Raw genomic sequence first — 16,904 nt, 5'->3', positions numbered from 1 at the left:
ACTACCCCACCCCCCCCCCACCCCCCCCCCCCCACCCCCCACCCCTCACCCCCCCCCCCCCCCCCCCCCCCCCCCCCCCCCCCCCCCCCCCGTGCCTCGGCTCCGCGTCAGTGGAGCGTGTCGGCGGAGACGACCGCGGGCTTCGGGAAGGGCAGGATGAACCGGCCTCCGCCCCGCAGGAAGTCCGCCTCCTTGCGGAGGATCTCGTCGGCGTAGTTCCACGCGAGCATCAGGTAGACGTCGGGCGGGTCGTTGCGTGCGTGGCCGGGGCTGCGGACCGGGATGTGCGTGCCGGGCAGCACCTTGTCCTGTTTGAGCGAGGTGGTATCGGTGCAGTAGGCCACCTCGTCGGCCCCGAGACCGCAGATGTTGAGCATCGTGGTGCCCTTGGCCGAGGCCCCGTAGCCGGCGACCCGCTTCCCCTCCGCGAGCAGGGAGCGGACCAGGACGGGCAGTTCCTCGCTGACGACGCGGACGCCCCGGGCGAACTCCCGGTAGGCGGCGTCGGAGCCGAGCTCGGCCCGCTCCTCCGCCCCGATCAGCTCACCGACCGTGCCGGTGACGGGCCGTCCCGCCTCGGGACGGCCGACGAGGACGAGGAGGGACCCGCCGTGAACCGTGAGCCGCTCCACGTCGAAGAGCTTCAGTCCATGCCGGGTGAAGAGGGTGTCCAGGGTACGGACGAGGAAGTACGACAGGTGCTCGTGGTAGATGGTGTCGAAGGCGTATTTCTCCAGCAGGTCCACCGCGTACGGGACTTCGATGGCGAAGACCCCGTCGGGGGCGAGCAGCGCGCGCACCCCGGCAAGCACTCCGGCGAGGTCGTCGATGTGGGCGAAGACGTGGCGTCCGAGGATGAGGCGCGCAGGGCCGTGGGAACGGTGCACGGCCCCGGCGGTGGTCTCGGTGAAGAACTCGGGCAGGGTGCGGACGCCGCGTTCGTTGGCGACGGCCACCAGGTTGCGGGCGGGGTCCACGCCGAGCACCCGGGCCCCGTTGCGCGCGAAGGCGGCCAGCTGCTGGCCGGTATTGCTGCCGAGTTCCACCACCAGGTCCCCGGCGGCGAGGCCGGCCCGCTCTCCGCAGGTGGTCGCGACGAACTCCATGTGGCGGGTGATGGTCTCCGAGTCGGAGGTGACGTAGCTGTACGTCCGGTACATCACCTCGGGGTCGACGACGTGGGTGACACTCATCAGCCGGCAGGAGCGGCAGGAGATCACGCCGAGCGGATAGGAGGGCTCGCCCTCGTAGGAGTCTGCGGGCTCCAGGAAGGCGTTGGCCAGGGGCACGTCTCCGAAGGAGACCACGTCCTGCCAGTCCGACGCGCCGCACACCCGGCAACTGGTGACGGTCCGTACGTTCTCCGTGGTCATACCCGGACCTTCCTCTCCGCGGTCGGCGCCGGTTCGCCCGGCATCAGCAGACTCTGCAGGCAGGCCACCAGACTGCGGGCCTGGATGTTGAGATAGTGGCTGTGCCGCAGCAACTCGACGAGTTGGTGGACGGTCATCCACCGGTAGTCGGGATCGTCGGGCGCGACGTCGAGGTCGGTGTCGACGATCAGATAGCGGTTGCGCGCGTGGTGGAAGCGTCCGCCCTCCTCGGAAAGGACGGAGCGGAAACGGACCCGTGCGGGATCCGCGCCCTCCACCGCGTCGAGGTAGCGCGGTCGCGCACTCCTCGGCAGGTGCTCGTAGGAGGCGGGGGTGCACTGGACCGTGGGCGCCAGTTCCACCACGTCCATGTAACCCGCCTCGACCCGGGCGTTCATCAGCACATGCAGCACCCCGCCGATGGGCCGGGTGAGGAAGGCGACGACGCCGGTGCCGTGCGGCTCGATCATCGGCTGGGACCAGCGGGCGACCTCTCGGCCGCCGGCCTCCACGCGGACGCCGATGACGTCGAAGAAGGCTCCGGAGGCGTGCGAGATCCGTTCCCGGGTGCGGTGCCAGTCGGGCAGCCGGGCCAGCGGAACGCGGAGCGCCTGGACCTCGGTGCGGGTGCGGGCCTCGGTGATCCAGCTGAGGATGGCGCCAAGCGGGTGGCGGGCCTCGGCGGAGGGGTCGCAGGAGCGGAAGAGGGCGGCCCGGAAGGGGTCGGCGGGCGTACCGAGCTCCCGGCCGAGTTCCGCGTGGGCGAAGGGCAGGCATGACAGGACCGTACGGGCGTCCATGTTGACCACGTCGTCCTCGGCGAGGAGCCGGTGGAGCTGACCTAGGGTCAGCCAGAGGAAGCCCTCGTGGTCCTCCACCTCCCCTTCGGCCTCGACGACTATGTTCCGGTTCCGTTTGTGGTGAAAGGCGGATCCCTGTTCCGACTGCCGTACGTCGACGAGCGGGCCACGGGGGCCGGGGTCACGGAACCACTGCAGGTACGGGACGGGGCGCCCGCCGTGAACTCCGGTGTAGTTGCTGCGGGTCGCCTGGACGGTCGGAGAGATCTGCACGCCGTTGGCGTTGCCGGGTTCGACCTTGGCCTGCATCAGACAGTGCAGGATCCCGTCGAACTCCTTGACCAGGATGCCCAGCACCCCGACCTCGGGCTGGTTGATGATGGGCTGGCTCCAGGCCGGGACCGGCCCGGCCGGCATGCGCACCTCCAGGCCCTCCACGGTGAAGAAGCCGCCGGTGTGATGACGCAGGTTGCCGGTGCCTGGCTCGGTCTCCCAGCCGGTGAGCTCGTCGAGCGGGACCCGTTCGACCCGGGTGAAGGTGCGGGCGGCGGCCTCGGCGTACCAGTCGTGGAACGTCGAGTGCGGGGCGCGTCCGCCCTCGCGGGCCCGGGCCGACGCGGCGACGCGCAGCGGGGTGGCGGCACCGCGCGGGCGGCTCGCGGTTCGCGTGAAGGATTCGGTCATGACTGCTCCACAGGGTGGCCCGCGCGGGACGCGTCCCACATGTCCTTGATCGATTCGGGCAGTTCCACGGTCGGACGCCATCCCAGCGACCGGGCCGCGTGGCTGATGTCGACCCGTGTCCAGTCGCCGCCCCGCGAGTCGACGGGCGCAGCCCGGAGCCGGACGGCTCCCGGGGGCGGTCCGGCGGCGGCGATGAGCAGGTCGAGCAGGTGCGCCACCGATACGGCCTCGCCGCGGCCCACGTTGATCACCTGTCCGGCGACGGGGGCGGCCGCGGCGGCAAGGACGGCGGCGGCCAGGTCCCGTACGTCCAGGAAGTCCCGGTGGGCGTCGGCGACGGTCAGCTCGGCGGGCCGTTCGGGGGAGGCGGCGCGCAGTTGACGGGCGGCGGCGCCGAGGAATCCGACCTCCGCCGCCTCCGGGCCGCAGAGGTTCACGACGCGCAGGACCACACCGTCCACGAGGCCCGCGCGGGTGGCGCGGAGCACAGCCTCGGCTCCGGCCAGTTTGCTGCGCCCGTAGGCGGAGGCGGGCCGGGGCGGGCGGGTCTCCTCTGCGGCGGTGCCGGCGGGGAGCGGGCCGTACTCGTGGACGGACCCGATCTGCACGAACCGGGTCCTGCCCGGCGTCCGGGCGAGCGCGGCGAGCAGGTTCTCCACCAGGTGGACGTGGACTCGCTCGTTCTCGGCCTCGCCGGTGACCCAGCCGCCGGTCGCGTTGACCACGGTATCCACGCGGGCCGCGGCCAGCAGACCGGCGAGTTCGCCGGGGTGGGCGGCGGCCGCGTCCAGGGTGAGGAAATGGTCGTCGCTCGTGTACGCGGGCCGGTGGCGCGCCACTTCGAGGACCGGCCGGCCCATCCGGACGAACGCGGAGGTCACCGCGCGGCCCACGCAGCCCGTCGCGCCGAACACGGCGACGGCGGGCTTTCGGGCGGCGGTCACCGGGCCGGGCCGCCGCACAGTGCCCTTTCGATCTCCAGGCACCGGCGGTAGTCCGGGAGGGTGCCGGACTTCTCCGCCGTCTCCAGGGTGGGCGCGGCCAGGTCCCGTTCCGACATGACCGGCTCGATGTCCGTCGGCAGGGCGAGTTCGAGGACCGGATCGAACACGGAGAGGGCCAGCTCGTTCTCGGGCACGTACTCCCCGGAAAGCATGTACGACATCACCGTGCGGTCCTCCAGCGCCACGAAGGCGTGGGCTACGCCGACGGGGAAGTAGACGGCGCGGAAGTCCTCTTGGTCGAGGAGGACGGTTTCCGAGCGGCCGTAGGTCGGCGAGCCGACCCGGACGTCGATGACGATGTCCAGGGCCCGGCCGCGCGCGCAGTACACGTACTTGGCGATGCCCGGGGGCGTGAGGGTGTAGTGGGCGCCCCGGATCGTCCCCCGCCTGGAGAGACTGTGATTGGTCTGGGCCACGGGGAACAGCGCGTGCCCCAGGGCCTGTCGGACGGCCGTCTCCTGGAACGGGGATACGAAGAGCCCCCGTTCGTCGGTGAAGATCTTCGGCCGGAACTCGAACGCGCCGTCCACGGCGAGCTGTCGCGACTGCATGACACCGTCCTCGGTTGCTTGTGGTGGTGCCGGCCTTGCCGGCTGCGTTCCGCGGTCAGAGGACGCGGACCTCGGGCACGTACACGATCCAGCGCCCACCGGACTCGCGGAACAGCCGCTCCTTTGCCATGATCTCCTCGGCGTGGTTCCAGGCGAACAGCAGCGCGTAGTCCGGGTAGGGGTGGCTGAGCGCCTCGGTGGGACGGACCGGGATGTGCGAACCGGGCATGAGCTTCCCGTGCTTGGCCGGGGTCACGTCGCACACCCAGTCGATCGACTCGGGGCCGATGCCGCAGAAGTTGGTCACGGTGGCGCTCTTCGCCGTGGCGCCGTAGCCGACGATCCGCTTGCCGTCGGCGCGCAACCCCCTTATGAGCGAGGTCAGTTCGCTGCGGACCCGTTCGACCCCGGAGGCGAAGGTGTCGAAGGTCTCGGGAGTGCCGACCCCCTTGCGGTCCTCCTCGGCGATCAGTTCGGCCACGGCCGGGCTCGGCGTGCCCCGGCCCGTCCGCTTCAGGGTGTAGCGGAGTTCGCCCCCGTGCACGGGCAGCCGTTCGACGTCGACGACCTCGAAGCCGAAGCGGGTTGCGACGGCGCTCACCGAGCGCACGGTGAAGAAGTAGAAGTGCTCGTCGTAGATCTGGTCGAAGGAGGTGCACTCCAGGATGTCGCCGAGGTAGGGGTCCTCGAAGACGAAGACGCCGTCCGGTGCGAGGAGGGTGTCGAGGCCCCGGAAGACGGAATCGAGGTAGGGGATGTGGCAGATGGTGTTGGCCGAGTAGACCAGATCGGCCGGCCCGTCGGCGGCTACGATCTCGGCCGCTGTCGCCTCCTCGAAGAACTCGGTGAGGACACGGACCCCCTGCTGGCGGGCGAGTTCGGCGACGCCGCCGGAGGGTTCGACGCCCAGGTGCCGGATGCCCTCCTTGGCCAGGGCACGCAGCATCACCCCGTCGTTGCAGCCGATCTCCACCACGAAGGGGTCGGGGCCGCGCAAGTGCTCACGGGAGAGGCGGCCGGCAGTCTGCTCGAAATGGCGTCGCATGTGGACCGAGCCGGACGAGTGATAGGGGTAGGCCTCGTGGAACATCCGGTCCCGGGCGACCTCGTCCAGGAGCTGGGTCAAGCCACAGGACTCGCAACTGCCCACAGCGAGCCTATAGAAATACTCGTCGTCGACGCGGTCCGGGTCCAGGAACGCGTCGGACAGTGGCTGGCGCCCGAAGTCGAAGAACTGACGGACGGGTCCTCCACAGACACGGCACATGTGGCCTTCCTCGGGTTCATAGGGTCCGGGGCGGAACTACCGCCGGACGTGTCCTTGGCGGGCGACGGGGAAGCGGATCACACCGCCGGTGATCGGGGACCGGAGGCGGCGCAGCACCTCGCCGGTCCTGGTCAGGCCGGGCAGTTCCGCGGTGATGCCCCGCAGGGCGGCCTCGGCGGCCAGGCGCGCAACCGGACCGACAAGGGTGTCGGCGTGGCCGTCCTCGGGGAGCGGGCGCCGTTCGTGGGCGGGCCGGTGGATGTCGAACCGGTTCGGGTCTCGGTGGTGGCGGGGGTCGCGCCGGGCCGCCTCGGTGAGCAGGACGACCTCCTCGCCCACCGCCACCGGCGTTCCCGCGAGTTCCAGGTCCTCGCGCGCGTACAGCCGGTGCAGGCGGACGGGAGGGGTGTGGCGCAGGGTCTCGGCGACGGCGGCCGGGGCGAGGCCGGGGTCCTCGCACAGGGCCCGCCACTGGTCGGGGTGGTCGAGGAGGAGGGCGACTGCGTTGCCGGTCAGGGTGGTGGTGACGTCGATGCCGACCAGGGCCAGCAGGGAACACACCGTCAGGATGTCCTCAGGCGGCGGTGTGCCGTCGCAGGTGGGGGTGGCGGAGAGACGACGGGGGAGGCCGGAACGGGCACCGCGGCCGCCCGGTGCGCTTCCCGTGCCGGAAGGGCCGGGCGCCCCAGGTGTCTCCAGTGTCTGCGCGAGCAGGGCCCGGAGTTCCGGCAGTGCCGCGAGGTACCGGCGGGCCGTGTCCAGCCGCGGGGGGCAGAGCGTGGCGTCCAGAGCTCCGGTGAGTTGCCCGCACAGTTCCGCGAACCGGGCAGCCAGGTGTTCCGGTATGCCCAGCAGGACGCGCGCGGCGGCCACCGTGGCGGGCCGTATCAACTCGTCCACCAGGTCGAACCGCTCCCCCACCGACTCCGCCCGGTTCCGGTAGGCCCGGACGGCCGAGGCCTGCCGACAGCGCAGGGCGGGCTCGCCCAGCACCGGCGCGGCCCATCCCCGCAGCCGTTCGTACTCCTCCCGGTCGAGCGCCGCCGGAAGTCCGGCCAGCGGCAGTGCCTCCCGCAGGGTCGGCACGTCCCACGGAGCGGGTTCCCCGTCCGGTCCTCCGAGCGGGGGGCCGGTGTCGGGGGGCCTGGGCGTGAGGCGCCGGTCGGCCAGCGCGGCGGCGACCACCTTGTGGTCGGCCGTCACCCAGGTCTCAGCGCTGCTCCAGTACAGGGGGCCCCGTTCGCGGACGCGCCGGCCCAGTTCGGCCCGATCGTCTCCGGCTGCACGCAGCATCAGCGCATACGGGTCACCTTTCGTGCCCAGGATCCACTGGACGCCACGCAGGGTCAGCAGGACGCGCCCCAGCGCGCTGTCAGTCATGCTCGCCGCCATGGGCCGGAACGCTAGGCAGGCCGCCTCGACCCCCTCTCGACTTCCCTTGGCTTCGGCCGGACCGGGCGTCGAGCCGGGCACGAGGGGAGCGTGGCACCGGTTCCCTAGGGTGACGCGGTCATGGACATCATCGGCAAGGGTTTCATCGCCCGGCATCTGTGGCCGTTGCGCGAGACGCATCCCGGGGTGACGGTGCTGGCGGCGGGTGTTCCGCGCCAGCACCTGCCGGATTCCGAGCACGCGCGGGAGGCGGCGCTCGTACGGGAGACGGTCGCGCGCTGTCGCAGCCGGGGCGAACTGCTGGTCTTCTTCTCCACGGTCAGCATGTACGGCGGTCCAGGCTGCCGGGGCCGTGAGGCCGACCCGATCGTCCCCACCACCCGCTACGGCCGCCACAAGTTCGCCCTGGAGTCGACGATCCGGGAGTCCGGCGTGGCGTATCTGGTGCTCCGCCTCTCCTATGTGCTGGGGCCGAACGGGCCCGACTTCCGGCTGGTGCCCACCCTGGTGTCGCAGGTGCGCGCGGGGCGGGTCCGGGTCCATCCCGGGGCCCGGCGTGACCTGCTGCACGTCACGGACTTCGTGGGACTCGTCGACCGCCTGCTGGCCTCCGGGGTGCACGACGAGACGGTGAACGTGGCGTCCGGGGACTGCGTGGACGTCCTCGACGTCGTCGCCCACCTCAAGCGGCGTCTGGGGCTCGATGCCGTGGAGGAGGTGCTGGGCGGGGGCGAAAGCGCCTTCTCGCACTGTCCGTCGGTGGAGAAGCTGCGGGCCCTGGTGCCCGAGGCGGACGGTTCGGTGTTCGGGCCGGGTTACCACCGGCTGGCCCTGGACCGCTATCTCCGTGAGACGGGCGCATGACCGGTGGTGAATCAGGGTGCAGTGGCCTTCCAACGGTCGTCGAATCGCGCCGGACATCATCGAGGCCGTCCCGATCGCTCCGGCGACCGGATTCCAGTGAGTCGAGTGAAGGAAGCGGGGAACGCGATGGCGACGTTCGACAGGAACCGGGCGGTCACGGCGGATCTGCGCGGCCCAGGGACCGCCTCCGGGCACGCGCTGCTCGCGCTGCTGACCGAGCACCTTCCCCGGATGCGGGAGGGGGCCCGCCAGGCGGACCGGGAAGGTGCCTTCCCGGTCGGGGTTTTCGAGGGGCTCCGCACGAGCGGGGTGCTCGGGGCCACCGTGCCGGAGGAACTCGGCGGGCTCGGTGTCTCCTCACTGCACGACGTCTGTCTGGCTCTGACGACCGTGGCCGAGGCGGACGCCTCGACCGCTCTCGCCCTGCACATGCAGCTCAGCCGAGGTCTGACGCTCACCCACGAGTGGCGGCACGGCGAAAAGGGGGCGCGGGAGCTGGCCGAGCGGCTGCTCCGGGGCATGGGCTCGGGGGAGGCGGTCGTGTGCACCACGGTGAAGGACGCGGGCGGGGGCCGGGTGGTCACCCGGCTCAGGCCGGCGCCGGACGGCGGCTGGGTGCTGACGGGCCGCAAGACTCTCGCGAGTATGGCGCCGATCGCCACCGACTTCGTGGTCTCGGCGCAGGTGGAGGTGGCGGGGGTGGCGCGGTCGGCAGCCGCCGTACTGCCCCGGCGAGCCCCGGGGCTGACCGTCCTGGACAACTGGGACGGGCTCGGGATGCGGGCCTCCGGCAGCGTGGACATCCTCCTGGAGGACTGCCCGGTCCGTCCGGAGGACGTGTTCCTGCGCGGGCCGCTCGGCGAGCGTGACGATGCGGCGCTGGCAGGGCAGACCGTCAGCTCGATCACCATGTTGGGGATCTACGTGGGGGTGGCCCAGGCCGCCCGGGACCACGTGGTGACCGAGCTGACCCGGCGCGGCGGTGCGCCGGGGGCAGGGGTGCGCACGCTGCTCGCGGAGATCGAGGCCCGGTTGCACGCGCTTCGCACCACGGCGGCGGGCACGCTGACGGTGGCGGATCACCTGGCGTACGAGTTCGACGGCGATCCGTTGGAGCGTGGCCGGCGCATGATGTTCGACTTCCAGCGGGCCAAGCTGACGGTCAATCGGCTGGCGCCGGAGATCGTCGCGGACTGCGTGACGCTGATCGGCGGCGCTTCGTACTCGGGTTCCCATCCGTTGTCGCGTCTCTACCGGGACGTCAGGGCGGGCGCGTTCATGCACCCGTTCACGTATCCGGACGCGGTGGACTGGCTCTCGGAGGCGGCTCTGGGCGGTCCGAAAGACTGAACCGGGCGGAACCGGCGGAACGGGAGGCCCGGGATTGCCGGCCCTCCCGTTCCGGTGTGCCCGGGGTGACGGCCCAGGGGATCCGGTCCTGTCACCAACGCCAGTGCTCAGTACACCTAGGAGCGGTCCCCCCGGGCGTGGGCGGCCGCGTGCTCCATCGTGGTGGTGCTGTTGCGGCTGAGCGCGTTCCGTACGAACGCGCGGGCGTCGGCGACGGTGGCATCCGGGCCGAGGACCGCCGTGACGGCCTCCTCGTTGAGGACCACGGTGTGGACGGAGGTGATCCGGGCCCCGTCCGCGTCCTCCTCGAACAGCCACCGCCCGATGTGCGCTGTCATCAGCGCGGGGGTGCGCAGCTGTTTGTAGACGATCCGTTCGTCCGGGAAGCAGATCCGGACGGAGCGGGTGGTGTGCGTCGACCCGTCCGGCGAACGGGTCTCCATCTCCAGGGTCTGCACCCCGGGAACGTCCTCCTCCAGGACGGTGCGGGCGACGTGGGGCAGCCGCTCGGGCCAGAGGTCCGCCTCGTTGATGAAGGCGTAGGCGTTCTTGAGGCCGCCGGGGATCTCGACGATGTCCTCGAAGGTGAGGGTGAGGCCGTCGGCGTCCCCGGCCCGTTCGGCCGCGGTGCGCAGGGCGTCCAGTTCGGCGGCGCTGTTGCGGTCGATTGCCCGCTCGATCCATTCCACACCGTCCGGGGCGTCATCGACCGCGCGGAAGTCGTGGAGGAGGCGCACTCGGCTGCGGGTGTCGTCGATCGTCTCGACGATCCACTCCCCGCCCATGGCGGCCACCGGGGGCTGGGAGACCTCCTGCCGGAAGGAGACGCGCAGCCGGTCGCGGTCCAGTTCGCGGCGCGAGGTCCAGGTCTTGACCTCGCCGTTGGCGGTGGCCCAGATCCGGATGCGCTCCTTCGTGGGGTTCCGTTCGACGTGTTCGACGTGGACGGTGGGCGGGAAGGTCTCCGGCCAGCGGCCGACGTCGACGATCAGCTCGAAGACGCGGCGCGCCGGGGCGGCCACCGTGATCGTGTGCTCGGTGTGGTGGGCGGTTCGAGGGTGTGGCATGGTCCTCCGCTCGGCTCTGGGTCAGCGCTCTCGTGGGCGCGGTCAGCTTCGGCGCGGGCTCTGGTCAGGGACTCGACGATGGCTCGGCGCCCCGGGGGACGGCGGAGGTCCCCGCACCGCTCGGCGTCGGTGGAACACGCCGGCGGCCGTCAGCCGGGCGGGCGGACGGACAGGGTGTGGCGGAACAGGTCCAGGGGGTCCCAGCGTTCCTTGACCCGGCGCAGCCGCTCGTCGTGGCCGCGGTGGTAGAGGGTCCTCCAGGGCACCCCTGAGGTGTTCAGCCGGGGGTCGGCGAGGTCGGTGTCCGGATAGTTGACGTACGCACCGCTGTTGGCCTCGTTCGGCACCGGGACGCCGCCGGTGTCGGCGTGGAGCTCCCGGTAGAGGCCCCGGACCCAGGCGAGTTGGCGCTCGGTCTGCCCCTCCTCGCCCCAGAGGGCCTCGTGCACGGCGCTGAAGAGGCAGTCCCGGTGGGGCATGGCGGTGGCCTCCGGGGATACGTCGTTGATCCGTCCGCCGAGGAAGGTGAGGTAGACGGCGGCGGTGGCGAACTCCGGGCCGCCCCGGCCCAGGTGGTCGTGGAGGACGCCGATCTGCCGGTCGTCCCAGGGCTTGCGCAGCAGTGTGGACTTGGACTTGAACCGGGCTCCACCGGGCCATTGGACGCCTCCGAGCACTGACTTCAGCCAGGGAGTCGTGGCCGTCGAGGAGGTGTGCGGTGCTTCGGCCGCCCCGGTCAGCTCGGCGGCGAGGGCGTCCAGGAGTTCCGCTGCACGGGGACGGGACGCGTCGAGCGCGGCATCCACCGTGATCTGCCCGTTGGCCCGGTGGCCGAGGGTGAGCCCGCTCGACAGGTCCCCGTAGGGCGAGCCGGAACCGACGTGCCGGTGGTGCCAGTCCCCGTGGGCGCGCAGGAGCCGGGTGAAGGCCGCGCGGTCCAGGTCCTGCCACTGCCAGCCGAGGGAGAGCGAGCGGACGGCGCCGGGCGGCCGGGGCAGGAGGTCGCCCGGGCCGCCGGTCGCGCCGGGCGTCCGGAACAGGTAGCGGGTGACGACGCCGAAGTTGCCTCCTCCGCCGCCGGTGTGAGCCCACCACAGGTCGCGCTCGGCACCGGTCGAGTTCCGGGTGGCCGTCACGAGGGAGGCCCGGCCGTGCCGGTCCGTGACCACCACCTCGACCCCGTGCAGGTGGTCGACGACAAGCCCGTACCGGCGCGAGAGCGCGCCGTAGCCGCCGCCGGCGACATGGCCTCCCACACCGACCGTCGGACAGCCGCCGCCGGGCAGGGTGACGCCCCATCCGAGGTAGAGGGTGCGGTAGACGCGTCCGAGTGTCGCGCCCGCCTGGACGGTGAAGACCCGTTGTTCCGGGTCGTAGGAGACGGCCGTCATCTCGGAGACGTCGATCAGGACGCGGACGGCGGGGTCGTCGACGAAGTTCTCGAAGCAGTGGCCTCCGCTGCGGACGGCCACGCGTTTGCGGGCACGGGCAGCCTCCTCCAGTGCCCGGACCACCTGCTCGGCGGAACCGGCCAGGTGCACGACGTCCGGGGAGCCGGTGAAGCGGCCGTTGTACCCGCGTGTGGTGAGTTCGGCGTAGCGGGGGTCGTCCGGCTCCAGCACCACCGGTCCGATGGTCCGGGGGCCCGCCGCCCCTTGGGTGGAGGCGGCGTGGCCGTCGAGCAGCGTGATGCCGCCGGTGAGCGCCGAGAGTTGCAGCAGCCGTCTGCGTGTGAGCCGCGTCAATGGGGACACCGACCTTCCCGTCCGGCCCGAGGGCGATCGCCTTGTCGGCGGCCAGCCTGTGCGGCCTCGCTGGCAGGTCGATGGAGTCGCGCTGGTGAGGCGGTGGCCGACGGGCCGGAGGGAACTGTGCGAACGGTGGCTCGACGGACCGGTCGGCAGTGCGGCGGGAGAGGGTTCGAAAGGGTTATCGAGACCGTCAGTGATGCTGACAAAGACGTCATTAACGCTTCTAAGCTCGAAGAAGTCAAGAGCCCAGAGCATCTGGCTTTCCCGCACCGTGCCCCGAGAACCCCGGCCGGTCCGGGCGCGGGCCGTGACTCCCCGAATCGCCCCCTGAAAGCCGCACGGGAGAACCCATGATCCATACCCGCGGGCTCACTCGCAGCTTCCGCGCCGGAGGAGAGACCGTCGAGGCCGTGCGCGGCCTTGACCTCGACATCGAGGCCGGCTCCGTGGTCGCCTTCCTCGGCCCGAACGGCGCCGGGAAGACCACCAGTCTCCGGATGCTGACCACCCTGCTCCGGCCGACCTCTGGCACCGCCGTCGTCGTTGGTCACGACGTGCTGACCGACCCCACCGGCGTCCGCCACCGCATCGGCTACCTCGGCCAGGGCAACAGCGCCGGCAGTAACTTCCGGGTCAGCGACGAGCTGATCACCCAGGGCCGCGCGTACGGCCTGAGCCGCGCGGAGTCCCGCACCCGGGCGGAGCATCTGCTGACCGCGCTCGAGCTGGAGGGCCTGGCCAAGCGGACGGTGGGCACCCTCTCGGGCGGCCAGCGCCGCCGTCTGGACATCGCCATGGCCCTGGTCCACAAACCGGAACTCCTCTTCCTCGACGAGCCCACGACCGGTTTGGACCCGCACAGCCGCGCCAACATCTGGGAACACGTGCTGCGGCTGCACAAGGAGTTCGGCACCACGATCGTCTTCACCACCCACTATCTGGAGGAGGCCGATCTGTGGGCCCGTCGGGTGATGGTGGTCGACCACGGCCGGGTGATCGCCGACGACTCCCCCGAGAAGCTCAAGGCCGACCTGGCCGGCGACCGCATCATGCTGGGGCTCGCCGACCGTGCCGACGCCGAGCGGGCCGTGGAGCTCACCCGGCCCCTGCCCGCCGTCCACGAGGTCACTGCCGAGGGCACCGAGGTGCGGATCCGCACCCCACATGGCGAGACCCAACTCCCGGCCCTCCTGAGGAACTTGGAGGCAGTCGGGGTGCGGGCACTCACCGCCCGGCTCACCCGCCCCACCCTCGACGACGTCTTTCTCAGCCTGACCGGCCGCACCCTGCGGGAGAGCGCCGACGCCGCCACCCCGGCCACCACGCAGGACGGAGCCTGACCATGAAGGTGCTCAACGACACCCGCACCGCGTTCGCCCGCGAGCTGGGACCCGAGCTGCGCCAGCCGGCCGGCCTCCTCTTCACGATGCTGCTGCCCTTCCTCTTTCTCGCCCTCTTCGCCCCCCTGCTCTCGGGCATGAGCCCGGCGGGCGGGGAGACGGGGACGGCCTCCCCCTGGCAGTGGTTCGTGCCGGGCATGCTCGTCCTGCTGGCCCTCTCCGCCACCGCCGGGGCCGGGGCGTCGTTGCTCAACGAGATGTCGTCGGGAACCTTCGAGCGGATGCTCGTGACTCCGCTCAACCGGGCCGCGATGCTTGTGGGGCGGGCCCTCAAGGAGGTCGTGATCCTGCTGACGCAGGCCTTGCTGATTCTGGCCCTGCTGCTGCCGACCGACTTCCGGCTCCGCCCGCTGGGCGCCCTGGCGGGCCTGGCGCTGCTGACCGTCTTCGGGATCGGGATCGGCGCGCTGTCCTTCACACTGGCGCTCCACTCCCGCAAACAGCAGACCCTGTTCTACGGGGTGCAGCAGATGATCTTCTTCCCGTTGCTGCTGCTCTCCGGCGTCCTGCTGCCCATCACCGAGGACTCGGCCCCCACCTGGCTCTACGTCCTCAGCCGAATCAACCCCGCGACCTATGTGGTCGAGGCCGAACGCGCCCTGTTCGACGGCCGGTTCGTGGAGACGAGCGTGCTGTACGGAGTACTGGCGGCGACGGCCATCGCGGTGCTGGGGGTCGTCGCGGGCATCAGGGGCATGCGCAACGCCTCCGTATGACGCGCCCACCGCCGCGTCCGCCAGCCGCCGTCCGACTCCGTATGCGAAGGAGCGCCGCGTTGTGACAGCCGAGGCCTTCGGCAACACCCCCCGTCCCGAACAACACCGCACCGTGGACGTCTGGTTCGACCCCGCCTGCCCGTACACGTGGCTGACCGCCCGCTGGCTGCGGGAGGCCGCCCGGGTGCGTCCGCTGGAACCGCGCTGGCACCTGATGAGCCTGTCTCTCCTCAACGAGGGCCGGGACGGCGATCCCGAGGGCGACCCGGAGGGGTACCTGATGGTGCCGGTGCGAATCGGCACCGCCGTCCGGCACCACCACGGGCAGGAGGCCCTGGGCCGCTTCCACGCCTCGCTGTGGGCCGATCTCCGCTCCCCCAAAGAGCGTGTCGGGAACACCAGGAAGTGGATCAACGATCCGGCCCTGTCGCTGGCCCACGCGGGCCTGCCGACGGAGCTGGCGGCGGCGGGCACCTCCCTCGCCTACGACGAGGAACTTCGGGCCTCGCACGCGGAGGCCGTGCGGCTCCTGGGCCCACGGCCCGGAACGCCGGTGGTGGCCGTCGGGGATCCCGCAGAACCGCACCGTCCCCCGCTGGCCTTCTTCGGACCGGTCATCTCCCACGTACCGAAGGGCGAGGATGCGGGGCGGTTGTGGGACGGGACACTGCTGGTGACCGGTACCCCCGGGTTCCACGAGCTCAAGGGGAGGTCCGCCGCCCCGGACCCGGACGTGACCGAACGGGACGTCGGTCCGGCGTGACCGGGCCGACGGCAGGCCCCGGGGCGGGGCGTGCGGGAGCCCGCGGGCTCCCTGGGTCAGTAGTTGCCGAGGCCGCCGCAGACGTTGAGGGCCTGGGCGGTGATGGGCGCGGCGCTGTCGGTGATCAGGTAGCCGACCAGGCCGGCCACCTCCTCGGGGGTCGTGTAACGGCCCAGCGGGATCTTCGCCTGGAACCGTTCGAGGACCGCGTCGGTCGTGGTGTCCCACACCTCCGCGTATCCAGCGCGGACCCGCTCCGCCATGGGCGTCTCGACGTATCCGGGGCAGACGGCGTTGACCGTGATGCCGGTTTTGGCCAGTTCCAGGCCCAGGGACTTGGTGAAGCCGACGACGCCGTGCTTGGAGGCCGCGTAGGGGGCGCCGAGCACGACGCCCTGCTTCCCACCCGTGGAGGCGATGTTGACGATCCGTCCCCGGCCGTTCTCCAGCATGCCCCCGATGGTCAGCGCGGCCCGGGTCACTCGGAACACGCTGTGGAGGTTGGTGTCCACTACGTCGAGCCAGAGCTGGTCCGTCAGCCCGGAGGTCGGGCCGCCACCGTTGCGTCCCGCGTTGTTGACAAGGACGTCGACCGGGCCGTAGCGGTCGACGGCAGCGCGCACGAAGGCGTCGACCTGATCGGTCAAGCGGACGTCGCAGGTCTGCCCGTCGACGTCCACGCCCTCCTCGCGCAGGAGTTTGACAGTCGCGGCGACCGCGTCGGCGTCCCGCGCGCAGAGGAAGATCCGCAGGCCGTCCCTGCCGAGCGAGCGGGCCACGGCGAGGCCTATCCCACTGGTCGCCCCGGTGATGACGGCGACCCGTCCTTCGGTTCCGGTCATGGTCCCTCCCGGATCGTGACATCGGATGTGCGTACGCGGCCGAGGGTGGCAACGGGCGCTCGACGGGCGGTGGACCGGCCGCGTTCACCATGCTTCGAGCCGTTCGAGAGAACAGACCGGAAACGTCGGTGGGTCCGGTGCCGGGCCCACCGCGCACGAGAACGAACACGAGTCGAGAGACGAAGGAGAAGAGACCATGACCGTTCTGGTGACGGGTTCCACGGGGAACGTGGGCCGGCACGTGGTGGCGGGACTGCTGGAGGCCGGCGAGCGGGTCCGCGCGATGACCCGGTCGCCCGAGCGGGCCTCGCTGCCGGAAGGGGTGGAGACGGTCCGCGGCGACCTCACCGACCCGGCGAGCCTCGACGCGTCCCTCGCCGGTGTCGACCGGGCGTACCTCTTCCCACTGCCCGGGACCGCGGAGGAGTTCACCGCGCGGGCGGCGAAGGCGGGGGTGCGGCGGATCGTCGTGCTTTCGTCGGTGGCGGCCGAGTACGCCGACGGGGACTACAGCGGCGACCACCACACGGCGGTGGAACGGGCGGTGGAGGCGTCCGGCCTCGAATGGACCCATGTCAGGCCCGGCGAGTTCATGGCCAATTTGCTGGACTGGTGGGCCCCCTCGATCAAAGCCGAGGACGTGGTCCGCGCCCCCTTCGGCGCGACCCGCAGCACCCCGGTGCACGAGGCGGACATCGCCGACGTGGCGGTGACGGCGCTCCTGGAGGACGGGCACGCGGGGAAGGCGTACTCCTTCGCCGGTCCGGAGTCCCTGGCCAAGACCGAGCAGGTACGTGTCCTGAGCGAGGTCCTCGGCCGCGAGATCCGCTTCGAGGAGCTCACGGTGGATGCGGCCCGCACCCTGTGGCTGGGCCAGGGCATGCCCGCAGGCGCGGTCGACTGGCTGCTCCAGGACCCGGTGGACGTGCCGGTGGGCCCGACCGCCGGGCGGGTCACCGGGCGGCCCGCCCGCACGTTCGCGCAGTGGGTGGCCGATCACCGGGCGGACTTCTGAGGGATCCCCGGGCGGTGTTCAGCGGCGGTTGAGCGGGTTTCCAGGCAGTCCGCCGACCGTGGCAG

At 71.7% G+C, this 16,904-nt stretch carries 15 protein-coding genes; 6 read left to right on the top strand and 9 right to left on the bottom strand.

The genetic code is table 11. The annotated features are described in order from the left end of the window. Nucleotides 1-107: 107 nt before the first annotated feature. The 6 genes from AC069T_RS04195 to AC069T_RS04170 are packed head-to-tail and all read right to left on the bottom strand — an operon-like array spanning nt 108 to nt 7,059. On the bottom strand, nt 108-1,373 hold the full coding sequence (locus AC069T_RS04195) for a methyltransferase domain-containing protein (RefSeq protein WP_478781240.1): 1,266 nt from the start codon (nt 1,371-1,373) through the stop codon (nt 108-110). Continuing rightward, nucleotides 1,370-2,857: an NDP-hexose 2,3-dehydratase family protein gene (locus AC069T_RS04190; RefSeq protein WP_478781239.1), complete on the bottom strand. Its 1,488-nt coding sequence runs from the start codon at nt 2,855-2,857 to the stop codon at nt 1,370-1,372. The genes AC069T_RS04195 and AC069T_RS04190 overlap by 4 nt, the downstream gene beginning before the upstream one ends. Then, complete coding sequence (locus AC069T_RS04185; protein WP_478781238.1) at nt 2,854-3,801, bottom strand: NAD-dependent epimerase/dehydratase family protein; 948 nt, start codon at nt 3,799-3,801, stop codon at nt 2,854-2,856. The genes AC069T_RS04190 and AC069T_RS04185 overlap by 4 nt, the downstream gene beginning before the upstream one ends. Beyond that, nucleotides 3,798-4,412, bottom strand: coding sequence for a dTDP-4-dehydrorhamnose 3,5-epimerase family protein (locus tag AC069T_RS04180; protein ID WP_478781237.1), 615 nt, complete (start codon nt 4,410-4,412; stop codon nt 3,798-3,800). Before AC069T_RS04180 ends, AC069T_RS04185 begins: the two co-directional genes overlap by 4 nt. A 55-nt stretch (nt 4,413-4,467) precedes the next feature. After that, complete coding sequence (locus AC069T_RS04175) at nt 4,468-5,679, bottom strand: methyltransferase domain-containing protein (RefSeq protein ID WP_478781236.1); 1,212 nt, start codon at nt 5,677-5,679, stop codon at nt 4,468-4,470. A gap of 36 nt (nt 5,680-5,715) precedes the next feature. Further along, nucleotides 5,716-7,059 carry a cytochrome P450 family protein gene (locus AC069T_RS04170; RefSeq protein ID WP_478781235.1) on the bottom strand — a complete coding sequence of 448 codons (1,344 nt, stop codon included), beginning with the start codon at nt 7,057-7,059 and terminating at the stop codon, nt 5,716-5,718. 132 nt (nt 7,060-7,191) lie between these two features. Here AC069T_RS04170 and AC069T_RS04165 point away from each other — a divergent pair, with 132 nt between their 5' ends. Together AC069T_RS04165 and AC069T_RS04160 are read left to right on the top strand one after the other, a co-directional pair. Next, nucleotides 7,192-7,935: an NAD-dependent epimerase/dehydratase family protein gene (locus AC069T_RS04165; protein ID WP_478781234.1), complete on the top strand. Its 744-nt coding sequence runs from the start codon at nt 7,192-7,194 to the stop codon at nt 7,933-7,935. Nucleotides 7,936-8,061: 126 nt separating this feature from the next. After that, entirely contained in the window at nt 8,062-9,285 is a 1,224-nt protein-coding gene (locus tag AC069T_RS04160; RefSeq protein WP_478781233.1) for an acyl-CoA dehydrogenase family protein, read from the top strand. A 116-nt stretch (nt 9,286-9,401) separates the two neighbouring features. Here the strand turns inward: AC069T_RS04160 and AC069T_RS04155 are convergent, their stop codons facing one another. Both AC069T_RS04155 and AC069T_RS04150 read right to left on the bottom strand, forming a co-directional pair. After that, complete coding sequence (locus AC069T_RS04155) at nt 9,402-10,352, bottom strand: aromatase/cyclase (protein ID WP_478781232.1); 951 nt, start codon at nt 10,350-10,352, stop codon at nt 9,402-9,404. 149 nt (nt 10,353-10,501) lie between these two features. Further along, entirely contained in the window at nt 10,502-12,106 is a 1,605-nt protein-coding gene (locus tag AC069T_RS04150) for an FAD-binding oxidoreductase (protein ID WP_478781231.1), read from the bottom strand. A gap of 347 nt (nt 12,107-12,453) precedes the next feature. Here AC069T_RS04150 and AC069T_RS04145 point away from each other — a divergent pair, with 347 nt between their 5' ends. From AC069T_RS04145 to AC069T_RS04135, 3 genes are all read left to right on the top strand, one after another. Further along, nucleotides 12,454-13,443 carry an ATP-binding cassette domain-containing protein gene (locus AC069T_RS04145; protein WP_478781230.1) on the top strand — a complete coding sequence of 330 codons (990 nt, stop codon included), beginning with the start codon at nt 12,454-12,456 and terminating at the stop codon, nt 13,441-13,443. A gap of 2 nt (nt 13,444-13,445) precedes the next feature. Next, nucleotides 13,446-14,219 (top strand): ABC transporter permease, encoded by a 774-nt coding sequence (locus tag AC069T_RS04140; protein ID WP_478781229.1) that lies wholly within the window; start codon nt 13,446-13,448, stop codon nt 14,217-14,219. A gap of 61 nt (nt 14,220-14,280) precedes the next feature. Beyond that, the gene (locus AC069T_RS04135) at nt 14,281-14,982 is read left to right on the top strand and encodes a mycothiol-dependent nitroreductase Rv2466c family protein (protein ID WP_478781228.1); all 702 of its coding nucleotides are present in this window, start codon (nt 14,281-14,283) and stop codon (nt 14,980-14,982) included. 56 nt (nt 14,983-15,038) lie between these two features. On the opposite strand, the gene AC069T_RS04130 is transcribed toward AC069T_RS04135, so the two are convergent. Then, nucleotides 15,039-15,824 carry an SDR family NAD(P)-dependent oxidoreductase gene (locus AC069T_RS04130; protein ID WP_478781227.1) on the bottom strand — a complete coding sequence of 262 codons (786 nt, stop codon included), beginning with the start codon at nt 15,822-15,824 and terminating at the stop codon, nt 15,039-15,041. A gap of 196 nt (nt 15,825-16,020) precedes the next feature. Here AC069T_RS04130 and AC069T_RS04125 point away from each other — a divergent pair, with 196 nt between their 5' ends. Beyond that, entirely contained in the window at nt 16,021-16,839 is an 819-nt protein-coding gene (locus AC069T_RS04125; protein ID WP_478781226.1) for an NAD(P)H-binding protein, read from the top strand. The last annotated feature ends 65 nt before the right edge of the window (nt 16,840-16,904 follow it).

This window comes from Streptomyces sp. NPDC043867, from assembly GCF_056435845.1.
Note: the sequence above shows the minus strand (reverse complement) of the source record. Positions and strands in the feature narration are given on the sequence as shown.